The organism is Halorubrum sp. CBA1125 (assembly GCF_009742825.1).
Classification (GTDB): domain Archaea; phylum Halobacteriota; class Halobacteria; order Halobacteriales; family Haloferacaceae; genus Halorubrum.
Window position 1 is genome coordinate 15,694 of record NZ_WPCE01000003.1, and the last position, 22,266, is coordinate 37,959.

A 22,266-nucleotide genomic window follows, 5' to 3' on the forward strand; every position below is an offset into this window, starting at 1 on the left:
CCACCGATCCCGTGGCTCAGGGGCTGGTTCGGGCTCACGGACGCCCGACCACAACACCTAATGGAGATTCGGTCGAAGGCCCTGGTATGGAAACGCTCGAACGCATCCTGGTGGCAATCGGACCGAACGACCGCGAGTACGTCGACGAGTTCCTCGACGTCGTCGAACCGATCGCCGGACCGTCGGAGGCGACGGTGTTCCTGTTGCACGTGTTCTCCCAAGACGAGTATGAGGGGCTGATAGAGCAGCTGGACGCCGACCTGGCGGCGAGCGAGATCGACCCGGACGCGCTCGCGACGCGACACGACGACCTCCGAACGCCCGCGGCGCGTCTCGATGAGGTCGGCGTCGACACGGAGATCCGAGGCAGTATCGGCGAGCCGCAGACCGAGATCATCCGTATCGCGGAGGAGATCGACGCTGACCTCCTATTTATCGGCGGGAGCGGACGTTCGCCGGCTGGCAAGGCCGTCTTCGGCGACAGTGCCCAGCGGATTCTCCTGAACGCCCCCTGCCCGGTAACGTACATCCGGCGAGACTAGCGAGGGCCGACCGACCGCCGGAACGCCCGCTTATCGGAGGGTTCTTTCGGGTGGCGGATCGGCCGGAAGGTCACCTGGAGGTTCCGGAGACCCTACTCCGGCCTTACAAACGCACTTCCTCCCCGGTTTCGACGCTTTCGTAGAGCGCGTCGATCACCCGCATGTTGTTGATCGAGTCCTGTCCGCCCGTGCGCGGAGTCTTTCCTTCTTCGACGCACTCGGCAAAGTGTTCGACCTCCAGGCAGTACTGGTCGACCGGCTGAAACTCCTCGACGCCGTGCCGACCGTCGATCTGATACTCGAGCGTCGTCGACGAATCCGGGGGAGCATTGTAGGTAACCTCCTGTTCGGCCTCGATCCAGCCGTTTTCCCCCTCGATGCGGTAGCGCTGGACGTCTTCCGTATCGAACGAGCAGTCGAATTGCGCGATCGCACCCGAGTCGTATCTGAGAACGCCGCTCATCTGGGTGTCGACCCCACAGTCGCGTGTGTCGAGCGCGTAGGCGAACACGCGGTCGGGTTCTCCGAGGATCCATCGTGCCCCCGAGACGGGGTAACAGCCCAGATCCATCAGGCTCCCGCCGGCCAACGCCGGGTCGATGCGGATATCCTCGGGATCGGTAAGCGGAAACTTCAGCGTGCCGCCGACCCACGTGACCCGACCGAGTTGATCACGCGCGAGTTCGCGGATCCGCTGGTTTCGGGGATGGTATCGGTACATAAACGCCTCCATGAGGACGACGTCCCGTTCCTCGCAGTATTCGACGAGATCACGGGCCTCTGCGGCATCGGAGGTGAGCGGCTTCTCACAGAGCACGTCCAGGCCGTGGTCGGCCGCCCGCTTGGACCACTCGGCGTGCATCGAATTCGGTAACGGGTTGTACACGGCGTCGATCTTCTCCGCCTCGAACATCGCCTCGTAGGAGCCGTAGGCGTCTGGGATACCCAGATCGTCGGCAGCCTCCTGTGCGCGTTTCTCGTCGCGCGACGAGATCGCCTGGACCGTGTGATCGCTCCGATTGATACCCGGAATGACGTCTTCCGTGGCGATTGCAGCCGTGCTGATTATCCCGAATCGCATGCGTCGGTTCGTGGTCGGAACCGTATTAAGTGTACTGTGACGGATGAGCCACCACTGAGATCACGACGACGGAACACGGGGACCCCTCCTACGTGGTTGTCAGGTACGCTCCCGATAGTGGCTTCGCGGACAACCTGTCGAACGGAGCCACCCCGCGTCCTCCGCTCACCAGTGATGAGCAAGCCCAAGACGGACCAGTGGATTTTTGTATTTACGGTGGAATCCAGCGATCCATGTCCAGTTGTATAAAAACAATGATCAGTGCTGCCCCAGACGCTTCGGGGTTTCAAAATAGGTCCGTCGAGGAGGGAGAACATGTTTGATTTCGACGACTACGAGCTCTGGTTCGTGACCGGGAGCCAGGAGCTCTACGGCGACGAAGTGCTGCAAACCGTCGCTGATCACTCGCGAGAGATTGCCGAGTACCTGTCCAACGCCGATGAGATTCCGGTCGACGTCGCCTTCAAGCCGGTGTTGACCTCCCCTCGTGAGATCGAAGCACTAGTCCACGAGGCAAATGCGGACGCGGACTGTGTCGGACTGATCACGTGGATGCACACGTTCTCACCCGGTCAGATGTGGATCAACGGCTTACGGTCGCTCGACAAGCCGTTTGCCCACCTGCACACCCAGTACAACGAGGAGCTCCCGTGGAGCGAGATCGACATGGAGTTCATGAACACGAATCAGTCCGCTCACGGCGGCCGGGAGTTCGGGTTCACCGCGTCCAGGCTCGGCCTCAACAGGAAGGTCGTCGTCGGGCACTGGAAAGCCCAGCGCGTCCTCGAGAAACTGGGGACGTGGACGCGGGCGGCGTGTGCCTGGGAAGACATCCGCGGCGCGAAGATCGCCAGGTTCGGCGATAACATGCGTCATGTCGCCGTTACGGAGGGGGACAAGGTTGAAGCGAAGATGCAGTTTGGGTGTACCGTGAGCGGATACGGACTCGGCGACGTGGTCGAGTACGTCGACGACGTCACCGACGACGAGATCGACGCCACCGTCAGCCAGTACGAGACGGAGTACGAACTCGCCCCGTCTCTCCGCGAGGACGGCGATCGGCGTGATTCCCTCAGAGAGGCGGCCGCCATCGAAGTCGGGATACGTACCTTCCTCGAGGATGGGAACTTCAAGGGGTTCACGACCACCTTCGAAAACCTCACTGGCCTGTCACAGCTCCCCGGACTCGCCGTGCAGCGATTGATGGCGGACGGCTACGGCTTCGGTCCCGAGGGCGACTGGAAATCCGCCATGCTGACACGGGCGATCTACGTGATGGGACAGGGGCTGGAGGGAGGGTCCTCGCTGATGGAGCATTACACCTATCACCTGACTCCCGGAGAGGAGAAAGTACTCGGTGCGCATATGCTGGAGATCAGTGAGTCGATCGCCACGGACCCGGTCTCCGTGGAGATTCACCCGCTCGATATCGGCGGCAAAGCAGATCCGGTGCGCGCCGTGTTCGACGCCGAGACCGGCCCGGCCGTGAACGCGTCGCTGGTCGATCTCGGAGACAGGTTCCGTCTCGTGGTCAACGAGGTGGAATCTGTCGAACCGGACGAACCGTTGCCCGAACTACCGGTCGCGAGAGCCGTCTGGAAGCCGAAGCCGGACTTCGAAACCGCAATCGAAGCCTGGATCCGCGCGGGCGGCGCGCATCACACGGGATACAGCCAGGCGATAACCTCCGAACACCTGAAAGACTTCGCCGATATCGCGGACGTCGAGTTCCTCGTGATAGACGAGGACACCGAGATTGCGGCGTTCGAGAAGGAGCTCGACTGGAACGAGATTCGATGGCGGCTCGATAACACGTAACTCGGTCAACGGAGCGTGGTTCGGCACGTGAACGTTCCGGACCAGATCTTCTATTACCGAGTCCTAGCAGCGTATTGCCATCTCACGCCGTTCGTGGCTCACAGCCCGTCGCCGCTTTCGCACTGCCGCGCGTTATCTTTGTTCTTTGATATCCGTTGTCAATCACCGAAACGTTAATGATATCCCGCTATTCTAACCTTACCATGGCATCCATCGAGCTGGATAACCTACGTAAGGTATTCAACGAAGGCGGTGGTGATCTCGTCGCCGTCGACGACTTAAGTCTCAAAGTTGACGACTCCGACTTCCTCGTGTTAGTCGGTCCGTCTGGCTGTGGGAAGTCAACGACGCTTCGTACGATCGCCGGGTTGGAACAGCCGACCGATGGGCAAATCCTGTTCGACGGGGAGGACGTCACGGACATGGGCCCCCAGGAACGTCGGGTCGCAATGGTGTTCCAGGATTACGCGCTGTACCCCCATATGACGGCACGGGAGAACATGTCATTTGGGCTGAGATACGGTTCGGACCACGACGACGAGGAGATCGATCGGCGCGTGAACGCGGCCGCCGAGATGATGGGTATTGAGAACCACCTGGAGAGCAGGCCGAATGAGCTTTCGGGCGGGCAACAGCAGCGTGTGGCGCTGGGACGGGCTATCGTCCGTGAGCCGGAAGTCTTCCTGATGGACGAGCCGCTCTCGAACCTGGACGCGAAGCTCCGCGCGCAGATGCGGACGGAACTCCAGGAACTTCACTCGAAGCTCGATATCACCACGGTGTACGTCACCCACGACCAGGAAGAGGCGATGACGATGGGCGACCAACTCGCCGTCCTCAACGACGGAGAGCTCCAGCAGATCGGGACCCCTCTCGAGTGTTACCAAGAACCGGCCAATACGTTCGTCGCCGGGTTCATCGGCTCGCCCCGTATGAATCGGTTCGAGGGTCGCCCCAACGGGAACCTCCTCGAGACCGACGCGTTCGACTACCACCTTCCGGACGACGTCGCCGGGCAAATTCCGACGGGCACCGACGAGGTCATCCTGGGCATCCGTCCGGAGGACGTCAAAGTCGTCGATTCCCCGACGGAAAACAGTCTCTCGACCGAGATAAACGTCGTCGAACGAATGGGAGACCTCACCCACATCTACACCACTGTCGGGGACGACGAGTGTATCATCACGCTCTCCGGACAGGCGGAGGTCGCCCAGGGAGACGAGATCGAAATCGAGTTCCCCACGGCCCGCATTCACCTCTTCGACGGGAAGACCGGAGACGCGCTCAAGAACCGCGATTCAGACGTGAGTATCGGCGAATCCGCCTCGATCAGCTCGGGGATCTCGTAAGTCGATCCAGTTCCGGGCGTATCCCTCTCCGATCGTATACTCTCGGTTTTTCTCGGTTCCACTCGAACAGTCGTTCCCTGTCGCCGATCTCCACTGCGGGTTCTCCGCCTGGAGCTGCGCGTCGTAACGTCGTTCGGAACGGATTGGTGACAGTAGAGGGTGTCATAGAACGCTTCTCACGCCGTGTTATTTCAGAGCGGAACTGGAGAATCAGCTGGTAGAGTCGGCGTGCTAGTGGTACGATATTCCGGGTGGAACTGCTCGATACGAGATTGTCGTCAACGCGGAGAACATCTGTAAAGCCCTCGGCGATACGTGGTCGATAGTTCCACGGCGAATACGTCCAAAGCCCCAGCCGGGAGGACTCGGGGGCCTTGCTGCGCGCCTTGGTCACTCGTTTCACTCGCTCCCTGCGGTGCTTACTGCGGCCGCCGTCGTCCTCCTGGCTGCCCTTTTGAATCCCACCCCGCACCGCACAGCCCCGCCTCAAACCTCCCCAGCCTCGCGGTTCGCGCTCTTCGAGCGCTCACCGCATCCCTCGCGCTCCGTCTCGCGCCCTACCGGGCGCTCGCGGGAGCGCGCCACCACAGAATCGCTCACTCCTTGACCTGTACTGAGCGAATCCTGTACAGGCGTGTGAACCCTTCTATGACACTCTATGAAGTATCTTTCAGCCTCTCTTGACTGCACGGTGACCCGTCTCCACTCAGATGATCTGCCAGCCGCCGTCGACGGTCAGGAGTTCGCCGGTCACGTACGAGGCGGCGTCACTCGCCAGGAACAGCGCGGCCGGCGCTACCTCGTCGGGGTGGCCCGCGCGGCCCATCGGTACGGGCTTGATAAACTCGTCTTGTTCGGCGCCCTCGGTCGCCTCTTCCGTCCATCCCTCGACCATCTCCGTCGCGGTCTGTCCCGGGGCGACGGCGTTGACCCTGATTCCGTGCTTCGCGAGCTCGAGCGCGCTGCCGCGCGTGACCATCCGGACCGCACCCTTCGTCGCGTCGTAGTGAACCTGATTGAACTGTGCGAGGTGTGAGCTGGTCGAGGCCGTGTTGACGATCGTCCCCGGACTCTCGCGGTCGAGCATGTCGTTGGCCGCGGCTTGACAGCCGAAGAACACCCCTTTGACGTTGACCTCGAAGATGCGGTCGAACTGTTCGGGGTCCAGCTCGCGCATCGGACTCGACATGATCATGCCGGCGTTGTTGACCATCACGTCGAGGCCACCGAACTCACGCGCGGCCTCGACCACAGATTCGATTTCGGACGGTTCGCTCACGTCGGTTTCCACGTAGTGACCGTCTCCAGCGGTTTCGGTTATTCGCTCGTGCGTGGGCGTGTTTGCGTTGACGTCTTTCGGTTCCTCGTCGACGTCTGCGTTGATCACCGTTGCACCGGCACGGCCAAACGCGAGCGCAATCGCCCGACCGATTCCGGAACTCGCTCCCGTCACGATCACCGTCTCATCACTAAAGTCGAAAGTGAGCGATCCCATACGTATCCGCTTTTGTGGGCGAACTTAGCTCTTTCTCAGCGGTCGGCGTCGCAGGTTCGCCTCACAGCGGTACCAAGAGAGACCTCGTCCAGCCTGCGATCGGTCTCGCCCGTCCTCGTCGTCCCTTCGTCACGATTCGAGTTCACGTGCAAACCTGTGTCGCCGGTCGGCGTGTTGGCGAAATGTTTTTGGTCGGAGGGTCTGGTTGGTAATCTGCATGTCCGTACTCGATCGGTTTCGATTAGACGGCGACACGGCGATCGTAACGGGTGGTAACCGCGGTATCGGAAAGGGGATTGCGACGGGATTGGCCGAGGTGGGAGCCGACGTCGTGATCGCGAACCGAACGGAATCGGCCGGCCGGGAAGCGGCCGAGGATATCGCCGACGAAACCGGCGCCGAGACGGCGGCGATCCCGACGGACGTAACCGACGAAACGGAGGTGCAGAACCTCGCCAGTGAGACCGTCGACCGGTTCGGGAGCGTCGACGTGCTCGTCAACAACGCCGGTGTCGCGATCCACGAACCGGCCGAAGAGAAGCCGCTCGACGACTGGCAGAAGACGTTGAATATCAACCTGACGGGCGCGTTCAACTGTGCGAAGTTGGTGGGTCGGGAGATGATCGACGGCGACGGCGGCTCCATCATCAACATCTCCTCGATGTCCGCCTTCATGGCGAACTACCCGCAGTGTCAGGTCGACTATCAGGCTTCGAAGGCCGGTCTGGAAGGATTCAAGTTCCAGTTGGCCTCCGAGTGGGCCGAACACGGCATCCGGGTGAACAACATCAACCCCGGCTACATCCGCACGGACATCCTGGTCGAGGACGAGGAGATGCTCCAGACCTGGAAAGACGAGATGCTGATGGACGAGTTCGGGACGCCCGAAGACATCGCGCCGCTGGCGGTGTACCTCGCGTCGGACGCTTCTTCGTACGTCACCGGCGCCTCGTACCTCATCGACGGCGGGTATCTCGTCCGCTGAACGGCCATTACAACCACTAGCTCGGTATCGGAGGCGGCTCGGATCTGCGGCGGGCTTCTCCGAGGTGTTCACGTGAGACCGGAGGGGTCCGACGTGTGGGTCCCGGAGCGTCTGATATCGAGCCTATTCCAACAAACCAATGTTAAACATACCTGCGAAACTCGGCAAACTGGACGAACCGATCCGCGTCGGCGTCATCGGGGCGGGACTATTCGGAACGAAACTCATGGACCAGATCGAAGTGGTCGATGGGATGACGACGTCCGTCGTCGCAGACATCAACGAACAGGCCGGGAGGTCGGCGTTCGAGGAGGCCGGTGTCCCGGACGATGCCGTACGGACGGCCGACGATCCGGCCGAGATCGAGGCTGTTCTCGACGACGGGGACCGAGCACTCACGACGGACGCCAACGCGCTGATCCGGAGCGACGTTGACGTGGTCGTCGAATCGACGGGCGTTCCCAACGTCGGCGCCAAGAACGCGTACGAGGCGATTCGACACGGTAAACACGTCGTGATGGTCACCGTCGAAGCGGAGACCGTCGTCGGCCCGATTCTCGCCGAGACTGCCGAAAAACACGGCGTGACCTACTCGATGGTGTACGGCGACCAGCCATCGGTGATCGTCGAGCTGTACGACTGGGCCCAGACCGTCGGGCTCGAAGTGGTCGCTGCGGGGAAGGGGAATCCATACGTCGAAGAGTACCAGTACGGTACCCCCGACGACATCTTCGACCGGTTCGGGTTCTCCGAGGAGTACGTCGAGGAATCCGAACTCAATCCGTATATGTACAATTCCTTCCTCGACGGTACCAAGCCCGCGGTCGAAATGTGTGCGGTCGCGAACGCGACCGGTCTGAAACCGGACGTTCCCGGTATGCACCTCCCGTCCGCAGAGATACCGGAGATACAAGAAGTTCTCCGGCCGAAAGAGGACGGGGGGATCCTCGAGAACACCGGCGTCGTCGATACGGTGAGTTCACTCTATCCGGACGAGTCCGAAGTCGACGACGACATCTCCTTCGGGGTCTTCATCGTGACCCGCGCGCAGAACGTCGACGTACAGCAGTATCTCGACCAGATGGGCGGTTCGGGAATGTACGTGGCAAACGAGGGGAAGTACCAGCTCTTCTATCGTCCCTACCATCTCCCCGGGGTCGAGGCGACGGTCAGCATCGCGAACGCCGCCCTGCGCAACGAACCCACCGGCGCGCCGAGGGATCATGTCGCAGAGGTGGTCGGCCGGGCCAAGCGCACGCTCGAGCCGGGTGAAACGCTCGACGGGGGCGGTGGATACACGGTGTACGGGTCCCTGGAAGACGCCGAGACCGCCAAAGAGCAAGATCACGTCCCGTTCGAACTGCTCGACGATGCCGACGTCACCGCGACTATCGAACGGGACGAGGTCGTGACGTTCGATCAGGTCGATCTCGACGAGGACACGTTCATCTACAAGCTCCGACAGGTACAGGACGAACTCTACGGGAACTGATCGGGACTAGCGATCTCGACTGGCGTCGTCGCTATCTCTTTTTCGACAGACGACCGGAGTCACACCCGCCGGTATCGACTCGCAACCGGACGACGTTCTTCGGACGAACAACCAGTCTCCTGTGACGGCCGTCAGCCGAACGCGGTGAGGGAAAACGGAGGTGTGTTTCGCCGTTTTCGTTACTCGTCCGTCGACAGCGACTTTCTGATGGCCGCGACCTTCTCGTCGCGATTCGCACGGACCGCTTCGGGCGGGGCGTCGTACTCGAGGAAGCCGGCGCCGTCTTCGATACCGCCGCGTCCCTCTTCGATCAGTTCGTCGAAGATCGGATCTGCCTCGTCGGCGTTACAGAGGTGGGGGAACAGATCGTCGGATACCGTCTGTACGAGGTCTAATCCAGCGATATCCATCGTCTCGAACGGGCCGATAGCGGCGGTTCTCGTGGCGTATCCGTCACGGATGGCGCGGTTGATGTCCTCGATCGAGGCGACGTCTTCTTTCGCGAGGTAGACACACTCGCGAATCAACGCGTGTTGGATCCGGTTCCAGACGAATCCCGGCACGTCGCGTTTGACCTCGATCGGGTCCCGATCGACGGACTCGACGAACGTCTCCAGCTTCTCGAACGCCCAGTCTTCCGTCTGTTCGCCGTGGATCACCTCGACCGGCGTCAACAGGTACGGCGGATACCACCAGTGACAGCCGACGAACTGTCCGGCGCGTTCTGGGGTCCCAGCGGCGATGTCAGTGATGGGAATGCCGGACGTGTTCGAGGACAGGACCGTGTCGTCGGAGACGTGGGGCACGATCTCCTCGAAGACGGCCTGTTTCGTCTCGAGTTCTTCGGGGACCGTCTCTATCACCACGTCTGCACCCTCAACGCCGCCCGGCGCGTCGGTCGTAAAGGAGATGTCTCGAAGAGTGTCCGCGGGCGATCGATCCGCCATCCCTTCGTCGTCGAGGAACCTCACGACCTCCTCGATGTCCGACTCGGCTCGGTCCAAGTTCGACTGTTTGTGGTCGCTCAGTGTCACCTGGTGACCGTGTAAGGCGAACTGCGCGGCGAACCCGTGACCCATGTCTCCTGCTCCGATAACCGTTACCTCGTATGACGGTGCCATTGCGCCCGGTAGATTCTGTCATAATGGTAAAACAGTTCGGGTCTCGCATTCGACCGCTGTTGTTTGACACGAGTAGCGCCCGTGAGACCGAAACACAAACCCGTGAACTCAAAAACTCACGTGCGTTGACGTACTACTGTGCGTTGCCGTCGCAGAATGCGTGTTCACGTCGCCGTGTCGGTCTCCTCATCCGGCGATGGTACCGGATCTTCACTGCCCTCGTGTGGACCGAACCGTATACTCACCAAATTATCTGAAATAATAAGACGGATGAATCAAATTCTGTTTACTCATCGGGCAGTCCTCGTCTAAAATTCGTCGATTTCGGCCACGAGAAACCTTCTGTGTCACCATCAGCGTAATCCCATTAATTATAAATACGATTACTACGGTGTACACTGATATGGGTCAGGATAACAGACTCATGCCTGACGAACAGCGACGTAAACTACTCAAGGCAGTTGGTGTCGGGGGTCTTGCCGGCTTAGCCGGTTGTAGCGGCGGTGGCGGTGACGGCGGTGACGGCGGCGACGGCGGTGACGGTGGCGACGGTGGCGACGGCGGTGACGGCGGAGATGGTGGCAGCGGCGACGGTGGAGACGGCGGCGACGGCGGCGGTGGTACTACCGTCCAGTACATGCAGTTCCAGGAGGGGACGAATCCCGACTACGTACAGGACACGATCCTCCCCGGGATCGAGGAAGAGACGGACATCACCGTCGACTCGACGTTCATGGCGACGAACCGGTACCAGAGTGCACTTGGGAGCTATCTCGGTACCGACCAGGCTCCGGACCTGTTCATGATGTGGTCCGGGCCGGGCCGAGCGGGCAACTGGGTCGCCAGCGGTAACGCACTCGAAATCGTCGAGAGCGGTATCCTGCCCGACGATATGGTCGAGCGGTTCCGTCCGGGCCTGTACGCGTACCAGTTCGCGAACGGTAACCCGGTCGAGTTCACGAGCGGGGACCAGTACTACGGCATCAGCCGCGACTACGGCGGTTACCCGGTCTGGTTCAACGAGCCCGTGCTCGAGGACGCCGGGATCGATCCCGACAACCTTCGTCGCCGAAAGGACGTCACGATCGGGGAGTTCGAACAGCTCCTCGCGCAGGTGACCGAGGCGGGCTACGAAGGGATCGCGGCCGGGAACGCGGTCGGCGGCAAGAACGCGTACTGGGGAGCCGGACTCATGTACAAGGCGGCCGGCGGCCAGGCTTTCGTTGACGCCGCGTTGGGTCGCGAGGGCGCGTCGTTCACCGACGATGAGTTCGTGAACGCCATCAGCAAACTCAAGGAGTGGTACGACCAGGGATACATTATTCCGGACACCAACTCCCTCGAGGAACACCCCGCGAACCAGCTGTTCTTCCAGAACGAAGCTGCGTTCATCTGTGACGGATCGTGGGCCACGGCCGAGTATCAGCAGTACGCGGATCCGGACGAACTGGCCGGTATGGGCCAGGACGGCGGCTGGGACTACTTCTGGCACCCGATCTGGCCCGACAATTCCGCGAGCTCCGAGAACCACCTCGGCGCCGTCAACTTCAGCGGGTTCCAGATCACGACCGCGGCTGAGGAGCGCGGCCGGCTCGACGCGACGGTCACCGTGCTCGAACACTTGCTGAGCGAAGAGGCCCTACAGGAGAACTTAGATACGGCGAACGTCATCCCGTTCGTGAGCAATCCGGAGGCCTACGACTGGCCGAACGACGCGATCCAGCAGATGGCGAACGACGTCGTCAACGCGGACATGGTCCTCGAGAAGTGCGACCGGATGCTCCTCCCGGAGGCGGCCTCGGTCTACTACGAGGAATCGCAAAGCCTGTACCTGGATGGGACCGCCGAGGAAGTGCTCCAGGCCACTCAGGAGGCGACGGAGCGCGAGCGCGAACGGCTCAGCACGGCATAACTGCCTAACCTCCAGTTACCATTATTCGACATGAACGCAAGGCAAGTATCAAATACTGTTCAAGAGTTCGCACCGGAAGTCAACATTCCGAAACCGATCAAGTCAATTCTTTTCATTACTCCGCTATCTGTATTTTATATTCCGTTTCTGATCCTCCCGGCGTGTATGCTCATCGGGATGAGTCTGTTCTCCGGATCGACGTTCCAAAACCTGGAATACGTCGGGTTAGCGAATTACCAGTATCTCTTCGATCGGGGAACGATCTGGCTGGCGCTTCAGAACTCGCTCATCTACACGATCGGTCACACGGTGATCTGTGTCGGCGGCGGCCTGCTCGTTTCGCTGGCGATTATGAGGGCCTACTCGTTCATCCAGCAGTACCTCCGTTTCCTTTACATGGTCCCGCTGGCCATGATGGGAGTGGCAGTGGGGTTCATCTGGGGGTACATGTACAACCCGCGATCCGGAGCGATTCCCGCTCTGATCGAGATGGTTCGTCCGGACATGTTCCTCAATATCCTCGGTAACCCCGACCTCGCTCTCCTGGCGATAATCATCGTCGGTGGCTGGCGGGGGCTCGGCTTCTACACGACGATCTGGGTGATCGCGCTGTTGAACGTCGACGAGCGCTACTACGAGGCGGCGAGACTCGACGGGGTGGGCGCTTGGGCCACCTTCCGTCACATCACGCTCCCCCTCACCAAGTCCATCGGGATGTTCCTCGTGCTCCACTCGATGATCGGTTCCATGAAGATGTTCGCGTACTTCTGGGTGCTGACCCAGGGCGGACCCGCCCGTGCGACTGAAGTTCTGATCACCTATATGTACAAGCTGGCCTTCATGCAGAACGCGCTCGGGAGAGCGGCGGCGGTCGGCGTCTTCCTCTTCCTGGCCGTGCTGGTGATGACGATCGGCATCGAACGAGTGTTCGGACTCGAACCGGAATACGAGAGAGGTGTCCAATGAGCGGAATCACCGATTCCTTCCAGGAGATCAAAGGCGTCTTCCGGACGTTCAGTACGTTCTTCACGACGGTCATCTCCGTGGCTGTGTTGGCGTTCGTCCTCTATCCCATCGTGATTCTCCTCAGCGCGTCGCTGCGCACGACGAGAGACGTCGCGCAGAACCCGATCGCGCTGCCGGATCCGACTAACCTGCAGTTCGACAATTACGTCCAGGCTTGGGTCGAGGGCGGCTTCGGGCACTACTTCATGAACAGCGTCATCGTCGTCATGATAACGCTGGCCATTCTCCTGGTCATCTGTTCGCTGGCGGCGTACGGCCTCGTCGAACTGGACATTCCCGGTAGTCACCTCCTGGTTCTGTCCGTCATTCTCGGCTTTATGGTGCCGGCACAGGCGCTGTTCATCCCGAACTTCGCGTTGTTGAACATCCTTGATCTCTTGGACACGCGAGCGGGGCTCATCCTCACCTACACCGGCTTCTCTATCCCGTTCACGTTCTTCCTCATATATCAGTCGTTCAATACCCTTCCAGCGGGGTTCGCCGACGCCGCTCGCGTCGACGGCGTCTCGGAACTGACGATATTCAGCCGGGTCTACGTTCCGCTGACCCTTCCCTCGATAATGGCCGCCGCGGTGGTTCAGTTCGTGCTGAAGTGGAACGAGTTCCTCTACGCGCTGACGTTCATCACGACCGACGAGAAGCGAACGATCCCGGCCGGCTTGATGCAGTTTAACAGCTTCTTCACCAACGAGTGGAACCTGTACACTGCGGGGATCGTCATCGCGGTCGCGCCCGCCATCGTGATCTTCTACTTCTTCCAGAACTACTTCATCGAGGGGATCACTCGCAACCGTGTCGACGTCGAATAGTATCTGATACGAATCTCTCCCGGCTTCCTTATTTTTACTCGCGGAGGACGGAGACGTCGAAGAGGGGCTTGCAGGTACCGCCCGCGAGGAACGTCTCGAACGCCTCGTCGGCCTCCAACAGACTGAACCGCTCGTCGAGGAACGTCGCGTGATCGACGTCGCCTGAGTCGATCAGCCGGAGCGAACGCTCGAAGTCCTCGTACATCGAGGCGTACGAGCACTGGAGGTCGATCTCCGCGCGCACGAGCGGCGAGTAGGGCATCGTCGTCTCCCCGGTCTGGCCCACCAGGACGATCTGTCCGCCCTTGCGGACCTCGTCGACGGCCATCGTCAGCCCCGACGGGTGACCGGTCGTGTCGAAGACGACGTCGTAGCCCACGCCGTCGGTCAGCGCGTCCCGACGGACCTCGAGGTCGTCGGCCTCGACGTTGATCGTTTCGAACCCGAGGTCCTCCGCGAGCGGCAGACGGTACTCCGCGTCCTGCCCGACGCCGGCGACGACGACCTCGCCGCCCTGAGCCCGCGCGATCTGCGCCGTGAGCTGTCCGATCGGACCCGGTCCGGCGACCATCACCCGGTCGCCCGGCCCGACGCGTGAGTTCTGGATCACGGCGCGCGCTCCGATGCTCGTCGGTTCGACGAGCGCGGCGTGTTTCGGTTCGACGCTGTCGGGGACCGGGTGGAGCGCCGTCTCCGGGACCGCGATGTATCCCTCGTAGGCCCCGTCGTGGTCCACGCCGGTTATCACGGCGTTTTGACACACGTTCTCCTCCCCGATTTCACACTGGTAACAGTCGCCGCAGCCGCGGATCGGCCGCTCGACGACGCGATCGCCGACCGAGAACTTCGTCACGCCCTCGCCGGTCTCGACGATCCGTCCGGTGTACTCGTGACCGATGACGGTCGGGAGGTCCATCCGCTCGAACGCCGATTCGAACTCGTAGATCCCCGCGTCGCTGCCGCAGAGTCCCGCGTAGTCGACCTCGATCAGTGCCTCTCCCGGCCCGGGCTCCGGTCGGTCGCGGTCGACGATCTCCATGGCACCGTGGGTTCGACTGGTCTTGGCTAATCCACGCATACTCGCGAGTATCCTGCGACGTATTATAACTCCTGTGGAGCGGGTCGGATCGGGTTCGATCTCTCCCCAGGGAAAGATGTGCGGCACCCACTGGGTTTTTTTACCGGTCGAGTCGGTAGCTGATCACATGCTGGAGTGGATAGACGGATACGAGGATCGCACGTGGCAGACGACTACCGACGGCACCGTCAGGTACGCCCTGATCGGGTTGGGATGGTGGACGCTTGACGTCGCCCTCCCGGCGATCGAGTCCTCGGATCTCGGCGAGGTCAGCGTCCTCGTCAGCGGTTCACACGAGAAGGCCGAGCGGTTGGCCGAGGAACACGGGGTCACCACGGGCATCAGTTACGAGGCGTTTCACGACGGGGCCGCGAGCGAGGCGTACGACGCCGTCTACGTCGGAACGCCGAACGCGTTCCACCTCGAGTACGCCGAGACTGCGGCCCGACTGGACAAGGCCGTGCTCTGTGAGAAGCCGATGGAGGCCACCGTCGACCGCGCCGAGCGGCTCGTCGAGGCCTGCGAAGCCGGCGACGTCCCGCTGATGATCGCCTACCGGATGCACACGGAACCGGCGGTTCAACGCGCTCGCGAACTGATCGCCGACGGCTTCCTCGGCGAACCGGTCTCGGTGTACGGTCACAACAGCCAGCCGCTCTTGGAGATGATACCCGACCCCGATCAGTGGCGACTCGATCCGGATCTCACCGGATACGGCGCCTCGGTGATGGATCTGGGGATCTACTCGATAAACACCACGCGGTACCTCCTCCGGCGCGAGCCCGTGACCGTCCAGTCGCGAATGACCTCGGACCACGAGGCGTTCGGCGACGTGCCGGACCAGTGTGCGTCCTCGCTGTTCCGACTCGAGGGCGACGTGCAGATGATCTCGACTTCGAGCCAACACGCACAGGAGGACACACACCTCAAGATCACCGGCACGGAGGGACAGATCGACCTCCGCCCGGCGTTCCACGGGGAGTGTTCGCTGCGCCTCTCGCGCGGCGACGTCTCGGTGACGGTCGAGCACGCGTCCTTCGACGCCGAACGGGAAATGCGCGAGGAGTTCGACTACTTCGCCGACCGGCTGCTCGGGAACGAGACGATCTACCCCGACGGTCGACACGGCCTGCAAGATATGCGGATCATCGAAGCCGTCCACGAGTCGGCCGAACGCGGCGAATCGGTCGACATCGATCCGGTCTGACCGGTCGGATCGGTCCCTCGTATCGCCGACTAGACTCTCCCCAACTGTTCTGTATGTGGAAACAAAATCCCAACGTTACCGAGACGCACTGGGATTCCGCCGCCCGATTCGAGTGATAGTGACCAACTATCATGGATATCCACGCTGTTCGTTGACACGTACTTCTGATATAGAGAACAATTGTTGGTGATCGATGCGGGTCGATCTCACGCGGTTTGAAGAGAACCTTACAATAGTATCTCTGTAATTTCTCTTCCGGGATTCGAACGGGTCAGAGAGACGTTCGTTCAGCCGGCGGATCGACCTGGATGTGTCCCACTCACCGAGTCGTCACATGCCGTCGTCTTCCTCATCTATTCTCTATCACAGAATGGTTATTCCGACATCCGTGTGTCCGTCCGGTAATACGATGGCGGGACCGCCCCTCAGAACCGCTCCAGATAGGCATCGACGAAGTCGGCGAGGTCGGCGTGTGTGGGCGGTTCGGCGGTCCGGACGAAGTGACCGGCGACGGCGTTGCCGAGCACCACGGCGGCCTCGGCGTCGAGCCCTTCGAGTAACGCGAGCACGAGGCCGACGTTGAAATGATCGCCCGCGCTCGTGGTCAGTTCCGGGTCGGACGTCCGGGGGACCTGTGCCCGACCGGTCGATTCCGCCGTCACGACGACGGACTCCTCGGCGCTGTGGGCGGCGAATCGGGAGACGCCCAGTGCCTCCCGGACGCGTTCGGCCGTCTCCCGGAGATCGCGGCCCGGTTCCGCGACACCGCTCAGTTCGGCTATCGCGGTCGTCTCGGACCGATTCGCGGAGACCGTGACCGGAACGGCCCCGTCGAGCGCTCGTATCGACTCGACGCCCCTCCGGAACCGATCGCGATCCAGATCGCCGATGTCCGCGGGATCGACGAGCAGGTGCGACGGTGGCTCCGACAGCGACGGCAGGAGGTCCGTCCGGATGCCGTCGAGAACCGACGGGAAATCGCCGATTTCGGCCCAGTACCCGATCCCGAACAGGTCCCGACCGTCCGCGAGGTCGACCAGGCGATCGAGGTCGACCCGTTCTCGGAGGTAGTGCCAGTCGAGCGCGCCGATCGACCCGGAGTCGACCAGGAATACCTTCCCGTCCACGAACTCGATCGCGTCCACCACGCCTGGTTCGCCGATCGAGACTAGCTCCGCCGGGTCGACGTCGCGGCGGAAGATATCCTCGGGCGGTTCCCCGAACATGCCGACCATCGCCGGTTCGTACCCCAGGCGACCCGTCCCTCGCGCGAGGTGACACGCGTGACCGCCCGTACGCGTCCCCGTCTGGTCCCACTCGATGATGATCGAACGTTCCATCTCGCCAGCCTCGAGAATTTCGGTCCCCATCGACGAGACCGTTCGATCGGTCTCCCGGGCGTCGTCGTTCACTCCTTCGACGATTTCCCTGATTCGGTCGATGTATCCGTCGAACCCGAAGAGGAGCTCCGCCGAGGCGATCGCGTCGGGGAACTGATCGCGACACGAACGTACCGCCGACGTGGTATCGGCGTCGGGCGTTCCAGATTTCATACGGTGTACATCGGCGTAAGGCTACAAAAAAACTCTCCGGCGACCTGGGCCGACTCGCCGCCTCGATCGAGGAGGCGATCCGGTGACACACCGGATCGATCGTCTCTCGTGTCGCCGTTGGTGTCTGTCTGCGAGCACGTTACCATAAATTTACAACGGCCACCCCTGAACTACGTATCGGATACGATGACCGACTACGATCTACTCGCGACAGAATCGGGGAACGCCGTCGTGGTGGCGATGGACCACGGACTGGCACTGGGCGCCGCCGAGGGGTTCGAGAACCCGGGACAGACGCTCTCGACGGTACTCCAGAGCGACCCCGACGGCGTGCTCGTCGGGCCACACTTCGCGCGCCGGTTCCGCGATCAGCTGGTCGACGCGGACGTCGACGTCGTACTCACGGCCGATGTCGTGACCTTCTCTCGTCACCCCGGCCTCAACGAGGGCGAGACCGTCTGGACGCCGGCGTTCGACACGGAGCTGCTTTTGGACCTGGACCCCGCCGGCGTCAAGGCGTTGCTCGTGTTCGGGCGCGAAGACCCCGACATGTACCAGCGCAACATCGAGTACGTCGCCTCGCTCGCCGAGGAGCTACGGGGAACTGGCGTACCGTTCGTGGTCGAACCGGTGCTGTGGGGACCGCGCGTCCCGGACCAGTTCGAGGTCGACCCGGACTTGGTCGCGAACGCACAGCGGATGGCCTGGGAGTACGGCGCGGACATCCTCAAAGCGCCCTACACGGGCACTCCCGACTCCTTCAGTGAGATCGTCGACAACTCGCCCGTGCCGCTCATGATTCTCGGCGGCCCCGCCTCGGGATCGACACGAGCCATGCTACAGGACGTCGCCGAGGCGATCGAAGCGGGGGCACGCGGAGTGATGATCGGTCGGTCGATCTGGCAGACCGACGATCCGGCCGCGGTCGTCTCGGCGATGAACGAGATCGTCCACGAGGGTGCGAGCGTCGACGCGGTCTGGGACGACTCATCGTAACGCTCCTGAACGCGGCGTTGGCCTCGCCTGCCGGTAAGCGAGTGCCTTTCGCTCGCGGGCAGCGGGAAGACGGCGACCGAACAGTTCCCGGCGTCGCTTGTCGTCTTGACGCGTGAACGGCGGGGACGTTTTCTCCGGTTCTGTCTATAATGATTGAACGATACCGACGCGGCGTTACTCCGTGGTGACGGTGACGAACCCGTCGTAGTTGAGGATGACGTTCTGAGCGAAGTCGCCGAAGAGGGCCTTGCCCGTCGGCGAGCGGTGACGCCCGTGGATGTAGGCGTGGTCACAGTTCTCTTCGGTGCCGGCCTCCACGACTGTCTCGGCGCGCTCGCCCTCCTCGATGACATCGACCCGCACGTCGTATTCCACGTCGAGGTCGCCGAGGACCTCCGCCGCGAGTTCCCTGGTTTCTTCGGCCTCGCCCTCGATGACCGTGTCCTTGCTGTAGCTGACACCTTCCTCGCTGGCGAACTCCTCGAGGGTCTCGATATCGTGTTCGTACTCGGCCTCGTCGAGCAGGTCCAACAGGACGAGGTCCGCTCCCGTGCCGACGGCGTTCTCGGCGGCCTCCCTGAGTAGTTCGCGATGCGCGTCGGAGTCGCCGGTGACAACGAGTCCGCGTTCCATGTCACCAGCTACGGTGAGCGTATCGTAATAAATCCACCGGGAGCGTCGGCATTCCACGACCGTCGGACGGAGCTCGTTCAAGACCGGATGCGACGACGAATGCGAGGTATAGCGGCTGTACCCGCATCGTTCGGGCAGAACCGTGCTATCTTGGATCTCGGATCGCTTCGAAAATCGTTCATTATTGTTGGACGATCTCGGAGACGGTTTCGGGTGCGGCCCTCGAAGTTCTCGATAGGCGGTCGCTGTCGAAGGTGTTCTCGCCGTGGACCTCATCCGCGGGCGGTGATGTGGGGCGTTTTACCGGCGACGTCCCGTCCGGACACCGAGGTGGGTGCTCCGATCCACGCGACTCCGTTCGGATCAAACGAACGAGAGCGTCGTGACCGTCTCAGCGATCGGGCGCGACCGTCTCGATGGGGTGAGTCACGTCGCGGGCGAAGAGGTCAGTCATGTGCTCCGTACAGGAGGTGCCGCTGGCGACGAGCTTTCGATCGCCCTCGTCGGCGAACTGCTCTTTGAGATCGCCGCCGACGTCCATCGAGAGCTCGTAGTACTCGCTTTTGTACCCGAAGCTCCCGGCCATGCCACAACACTCCACGTCGGAGGTGACGAAGTCGAAGCCGAGATCGGTGAGTACCGCCTCCGTGTAGGCCTCGACGCCGAGGGTCCGCTGCTGACAGTGGCTGTGGTACGCGAGGGGGGCGTCGGGCTCGGCGAGGACGCCGGGGTCGGCACCGTTCTCGATCAGGCCGTAGACGTACTCCATCACGTCGTAGCTGTTCTCCGAGAGCCGCTCGTGTGTGCCGGCGTCGAGGAGCTTGCCGTACTCGCGGCGCATCATCGCCAGGTCAGACGGCTCGATGACCACCGTGTCGAAGCCGGCGTCGAGGTACGGCGCGAGGTCGTCCGCGACGCGCTCGGCGTGTTGCTCGGCCGTGGCGATCATCCCCTGAGAGAGCGGTGCGCGCCCGCTCTCGATGGGAGCGGCGAGTTCGACGTGCGCGCCGAGGGCCTCGAGCGTCCGGACGGCGGCCTTGCCGCGCTCGACGAGCACGTAGTTCGTGTACGCGTCCGGGTAGAGGACGACCTTCCGATCGGCGTCGGCGTTCGGCGCCGTGGGCTCGCGGGCGTCGAACCAGTCGACGAGGGTCGTGCGCTCGAATTCCGGCAGGTCGCGGTCGGGCGCGACGCCGAGGAAGCGATCCATCAGCGAGCGTACCGGCCCGAGCCGCGTCGTCCAGTTCGAGAGGGGGGCGGTGGCGCTCCCGATCTTGGCGAGCGTGTCGAAGTTCCCGAACAGCCGCTTCTGGAGGCTCACCGTTCCCTCGGCGTCGGGCGTGAGCCCCTCGACGAGGAACTCGAACTCCGAGGGCGCCGATTCGCCGTTGAGCCGGTCGCGTACGACGGTGTTTATCCACGGGATGTCGATCTTCACCGGGCAGGCGTTCACGCACCGCGAGCACCCGGTACAGAGGTCGTTGAACTCGCCCGCCGCGTCGAGGCCGTGGACGCCGGCCTCCCAGCCGGTGGCGATGCCGCCGGTGTAGGTCTCGCCGCCGAAGGCGTGGCCGCCGACGTGCTGGAAGTTCCCACACGAGTTGGCACAGGCGCCACACCGGATGCAGTAGAGGGTCTCCTTGAGGTGTTCGTCCTCGCGCATCTCCGTCCGCCCGTTGTCCACGAGCACCAGGTGGAACTCCCGCTCGCCGTCGCCGCTCCCCAGGGGTTCCTCGGGGTTCTCGAAGTCGATCGTGGGCGAGTCGACCGGCGGCGTGAGCATCGAGACGTACTGGGAGATGTCCTGGCCCGTCGCCGTCTTCGAGATGAGCTCCACGAAGGGCTGGAGCCGTTCGGCGTCGGGGATGATCTTCTCGATGCCCGCCACGGCGACGTGCGTGTCGGGCGTGACGGCGCTCTTTCGGGCGTTCCCCTCGTTCGTGATCAGCGCGATCGTCCCCGAGTCCGCGAGCACGAAGTTCGCGCCCGTCATCCCGATGTCGGCCTCGCGGATGCGCTCGCCCAGGTAGTCCCGGGCGAACTGCGTGAGTTCCTCGGCGGTCTCGAATGGCTCCTCCGGGTCGAACACTTCGTTGAACAGTTCCGCGACGTCCTCGCGGCTCCGGTGGAGAGAGGGACCGACGATGTGGGAGGGACCCTCGTCGGCGATCTGGACGACGAACTCCCCGAGGTCCGTCTCCCAGACGTCGACGCCGGCCTCCTCTAAGGCCTCGTTCACCTCGAGTTCCTCGGTCGTCATCGACTTCGATTTCACGAGCGTTTCCGCCTCTTCGTCCTCGGCGAGCTCCGTGATGTAGCGGTTCGCGTCCGCGGCGTCGTCGGCGAGGTAGAGGTGCCCGCCGTTCGCCTCGACGCTCTCTCGGAGCCGTTCGACGAGTTCCGGGAGGTTCTCGATGGCCTCCTCTTTGATGCGGCGAGCCTCCGTGCGGAGGTCCTCGTACTCGTCGAAGCCCTCGAGGACGTCGTAGCGGGCCTGGTTCATGTGGGTGACGTTCTCCTGGATGGCGTCACCCTCGGTCTCGAGCAGCGTGCGTATCTTCTCGGCCTTCCGTCGGCGTTCGCGTTGGGCGCTCATTGGTCTGTCAGGAGGATGACGTGGACGTGCTTCGGGCCGTGGACGCCCTCGACCAGCGCCCCCATGTCGCCGGTCGAACTGACGCCGGTCGCGATGACGGAGGATCCCCCGGCGGCGAACCGGTCGTCGAGGTAGCCGGTCGCGTCCGTGACGTCGGCGAGCACGTCGCTCTCGCGGAGCACGGCGACGTGGGTCGGACAGTACAGGCTGACCGGTTCCGTGCCCGCGGCGTCGCTGTCGACGACGACCGAACCGTATTCCGCGATGGCCTTCCCGACGGGCGTGACACCCGTCTCGGCTCGTTCGAGGAGGCCGGGCGTCGGCGGCGTTTCGACGGCGGTGTCATCTAGCGAGATCCCCTCGTACCCTTCGAGAGGAACGCCCACCGCCGGTTCCTCGACGACCGCCGAGAGCGCGTCCGCGAACCCCTCGCTTTCGGTCCGAGTGAGCCCGACGTTCAACTCGTCGAGAGACGCTTCGAATGTCGATACTGCAGTACCTGCCATGAGATACTGTATTGGCCAGCCGCGTGTTAACTCTTTTTCAGTCGGCACGCTCTCCGACGGTGTCCTC

Annotated in this window: 18 protein-coding genes; 10 read left to right on the forward strand and 8 right to left on the reverse strand. The window is 62.5% G+C overall.

From position 1 onward, the window contains the following. The first annotated feature begins 86 nt into the window (after positions 1–86). A complete protein-coding gene (locus tag GJ633_RS00930; RefSeq protein WP_156586385.1) occupies positions 87–542 on the forward strand; it encodes a universal stress protein in 456 nt (151 codons plus the stop codon). 103 nt (positions 543–645) lie between these two features. Here the strand turns inward: GJ633_RS00930 and GJ633_RS00935 are convergent, their stop codons facing one another. After that, entirely contained in the window at positions 646–1,623 is a 978-nt protein-coding gene (locus GJ633_RS00935) for a Gfo/Idh/MocA family protein (RefSeq protein WP_156586387.1), read from the reverse strand. Between the two features lie 315 nt (positions 1,624–1,938). On the opposite strand from GJ633_RS00935, the gene araA reads away from it, so the two are divergent. Beyond that, positions 1,939–3,441 (forward strand): L-arabinose isomerase, encoded by a 1,503-nt coding sequence (gene araA / locus GJ633_RS00940; RefSeq protein ID WP_156586389.1) that lies wholly within the window; start codon positions 1,939–1,941, stop codon positions 3,439–3,441. A 203-nt stretch (positions 3,442–3,644) separates the two neighbouring features. Further along, positions 3,645–4,790 (forward strand): ABC transporter ATP-binding protein, encoded by a 1,146-nt coding sequence (locus GJ633_RS00945; protein WP_156586391.1) that lies wholly within the window; start codon positions 3,645–3,647, stop codon positions 4,788–4,790. A 706-nt stretch (positions 4,791–5,496) separates the two neighbouring features. Here the strand turns inward: GJ633_RS00945 and GJ633_RS00950 are convergent. Then, positions 5,497–6,285: an SDR family NAD(P)-dependent oxidoreductase gene (locus GJ633_RS00950; protein ID WP_156586393.1), complete on the reverse strand. Its 789-nt coding sequence runs from the start codon at positions 6,283–6,285 to the stop codon at positions 5,497–5,499. 217 nt (positions 6,286–6,502) lie between these two features. On the opposite strand from GJ633_RS00950, the gene GJ633_RS00955 reads away from it, so the two are divergent. Further along, entirely contained in the window at positions 6,503–7,270 is a 768-nt protein-coding gene (locus tag GJ633_RS00955) for an SDR family NAD(P)-dependent oxidoreductase (protein ID WP_156586395.1), read from the forward strand. A 139-nt stretch (positions 7,271–7,409) separates the two neighbouring features. After that, positions 7,410–8,762 (forward strand): NAD(P)H-dependent oxidoreductase, encoded by a 1,353-nt coding sequence (locus tag GJ633_RS00960; RefSeq protein ID WP_156586397.1) that lies wholly within the window; start codon positions 7,410–7,412, stop codon positions 8,760–8,762. Positions 8,763–8,941: 179 nt separating this feature from the next. Here GJ633_RS00960 and GJ633_RS00965 read toward each other — a convergent pair whose 3' ends face one another. Continuing rightward, positions 8,942–9,883 (reverse strand): 3-hydroxyacyl-CoA dehydrogenase family protein, encoded by a 942-nt coding sequence (locus GJ633_RS00965; protein ID WP_156586399.1) that lies wholly within the window; start codon positions 9,881–9,883, stop codon positions 8,942–8,944. A gap of 424 nt (positions 9,884–10,307) precedes the next feature. Here GJ633_RS00965 and GJ633_RS00970 point away from each other — a divergent pair, with 424 nt between their 5' ends. The 3 genes from GJ633_RS00970 to GJ633_RS00980 are packed head-to-tail and all read left to right on the forward strand — an operon-like array spanning position 10,308 to position 13,630. Continuing rightward, positions 10,308–11,795, forward strand: a complete 1,488-nt coding sequence (locus GJ633_RS00970; RefSeq protein WP_156586401.1) for an ABC transporter substrate-binding protein — start codon at positions 10,308–10,310, stop codon at positions 11,793–11,795. 30 nt (positions 11,796–11,825) lie between these two features. After that, complete coding sequence (locus GJ633_RS00975) at positions 11,826–12,761, forward strand: carbohydrate ABC transporter permease (protein ID WP_156586403.1); 936 nt, start codon at positions 11,826–11,828, stop codon at positions 12,759–12,761. Continuing rightward, positions 12,758–13,630, forward strand: a complete 873-nt coding sequence (locus GJ633_RS00980) for a carbohydrate ABC transporter permease (RefSeq protein WP_156586405.1) — start codon at positions 12,758–12,760, stop codon at positions 13,628–13,630. The genes GJ633_RS00975 and GJ633_RS00980 overlap by 4 nt, the downstream gene beginning before the upstream one ends. A 34-nt stretch (positions 13,631–13,664) precedes the next feature. On the opposite strand, the gene GJ633_RS00985 is transcribed toward GJ633_RS00980, so the two are convergent. Continuing rightward, positions 13,665–14,708, reverse strand: a complete 1,044-nt coding sequence (locus tag GJ633_RS00985; RefSeq protein ID WP_156586407.1) for a zinc-binding dehydrogenase — start codon at positions 14,706–14,708, stop codon at positions 13,665–13,667. Between the two features lie 127 nt (positions 14,709–14,835). Here GJ633_RS00985 and gfo6 point away from each other — a divergent pair, with 127 nt between their 5' ends. After that, positions 14,836–15,915 (forward strand): D-xylose 1-dehydrogenase Gfo6, encoded by a 1,080-nt coding sequence (gfo6, locus tag GJ633_RS00990; RefSeq protein ID WP_156586410.1) that lies wholly within the window; start codon positions 14,836–14,838, stop codon positions 15,913–15,915. Between the two features lie 425 nt (positions 15,916–16,340). Here gfo6 and GJ633_RS00995 read toward each other — a convergent pair whose 3' ends face one another. Further along, positions 16,341–17,468: a PfkB family carbohydrate kinase gene (locus GJ633_RS00995; RefSeq protein WP_156586412.1), complete on the reverse strand. Its 1,128-nt coding sequence runs from the start codon at positions 17,466–17,468 to the stop codon at positions 16,341–16,343. Positions 17,469–17,654: 186 nt separating this feature from the next. Here GJ633_RS00995 and GJ633_RS01000 point away from each other — a divergent pair, with 186 nt between their 5' ends. Next, entirely contained in the window at positions 17,655–18,464 is an 810-nt protein-coding gene (locus GJ633_RS01000; RefSeq protein WP_156586414.1) for a class I fructose-bisphosphate aldolase, read from the forward strand. 174 nt (positions 18,465–18,638) lie between these two features. Here the strand turns inward: GJ633_RS01000 and GJ633_RS01005 are convergent, their stop codons facing one another. From GJ633_RS01005 to GJ633_RS01015, 3 genes are all read right to left on the reverse strand, one after another. After that, the gene (locus GJ633_RS01005; protein ID WP_156586416.1) at positions 18,639–19,097 is read right to left on the reverse strand and encodes a universal stress protein; all 459 of its coding nucleotides are present in this window, start codon (positions 19,095–19,097) and stop codon (positions 18,639–18,641) included. 391 nt (positions 19,098–19,488) lie between these two features. Continuing rightward, entirely contained in the window at positions 19,489–21,693 is a 2,205-nt protein-coding gene (locus GJ633_RS01010) for an LUD domain-containing protein (protein ID WP_156586418.1), read from the reverse strand. After that, entirely contained in the window at positions 21,690–22,199 is a 510-nt protein-coding gene (locus tag GJ633_RS01015) for an LUD domain-containing protein (RefSeq protein ID WP_156586420.1), read from the reverse strand. Before GJ633_RS01015 ends, GJ633_RS01010 begins: the two co-directional genes overlap by 4 nt. Between the last annotated feature and the right edge of the window lie 67 nt (positions 22,200–22,266).

Coding starts and splice junctions, on each gene's coding strand:
- GJ633_RS00930 (WP_156586385.1), top strand. CDS start 87: ATGGAAACGCTCGAACGCATCCTGGTGGCAATCGGACCGAACGACCGC.
- GJ633_RS00935 (WP_156586387.1), bottom strand. CDS start 1,623: ATGCGATTCGGGATAATCAGCACGGCTGCAATCGCCACGGAAGACGTC.
- araA (WP_156586389.1), top strand. CDS start 1,939: ATGTTTGATTTCGACGACTACGAGCTCTGGTTCGTGACCGGGAGCCAG.
- GJ633_RS00945 (WP_156586391.1), top strand. CDS start 3,645: ATGGCATCCATCGAGCTGGATAACCTACGTAAGGTATTCAACGAAGGC.
- GJ633_RS00950 (WP_156586393.1), bottom strand. CDS start 6,285: ATGGGATCGCTCACTTTCGACTTTAGTGATGAGACGGTGATCGTGACG.
- GJ633_RS00955 (WP_156586395.1), top strand. CDS start 6,503: ATGTCCGTACTCGATCGGTTTCGATTAGACGGCGACACGGCGATCGTA.
- GJ633_RS00960 (WP_156586397.1), top strand. CDS start 7,410: ATGTTAAACATACCTGCGAAACTCGGCAAACTGGACGAACCGATCCGC.
- GJ633_RS00965 (WP_156586399.1), bottom strand. CDS start 9,883: ATGGCACCGTCATACGAGGTAACGGTTATCGGAGCAGGAGACATGGGT.
- GJ633_RS00970 (WP_156586401.1), top strand. CDS start 10,308: ATGCCTGACGAACAGCGACGTAAACTACTCAAGGCAGTTGGTGTCGGG.
- GJ633_RS00975 (WP_156586403.1), top strand. CDS start 11,826: ATGAACGCAAGGCAAGTATCAAATACTGTTCAAGAGTTCGCACCGGAA.
- GJ633_RS00980 (WP_156586405.1), top strand. CDS start 12,758: ATGAGCGGAATCACCGATTCCTTCCAGGAGATCAAAGGCGTCTTCCGG.
- GJ633_RS00985 (WP_156586407.1), bottom strand. CDS start 14,708: ATGCGTGGATTAGCCAAGACCAGTCGAACCCACGGTGCCATGGAGATC.
- gfo6 (WP_156586410.1), top strand. CDS start 14,836: ATGCTGGAGTGGATAGACGGATACGAGGATCGCACGTGGCAGACGACT.
- GJ633_RS00995 (WP_156586412.1), bottom strand. CDS start 17,468: ATGAAATCTGGAACGCCCGACGCCGATACCACGTCGGCGGTACGTTCG.
- GJ633_RS01000 (WP_156586414.1), top strand. CDS start 17,655: ATGACCGACTACGATCTACTCGCGACAGAATCGGGGAACGCCGTCGTG.
- GJ633_RS01005 (WP_156586416.1), bottom strand. CDS start 19,097: ATGGAACGCGGACTCGTTGTCACCGGCGACTCCGACGCGCATCGCGAA.
- GJ633_RS01010 (WP_156586418.1), bottom strand. CDS start 21,693: ATGAGCGCCCAACGCGAACGCCGACGGAAGGCCGAGAAGATACGCACG.
- GJ633_RS01015 (WP_156586420.1), bottom strand. CDS start 22,199: ATGGCAGGTACTGCAGTATCGACATTCGAAGCGTCTCTCGACGAGTTG.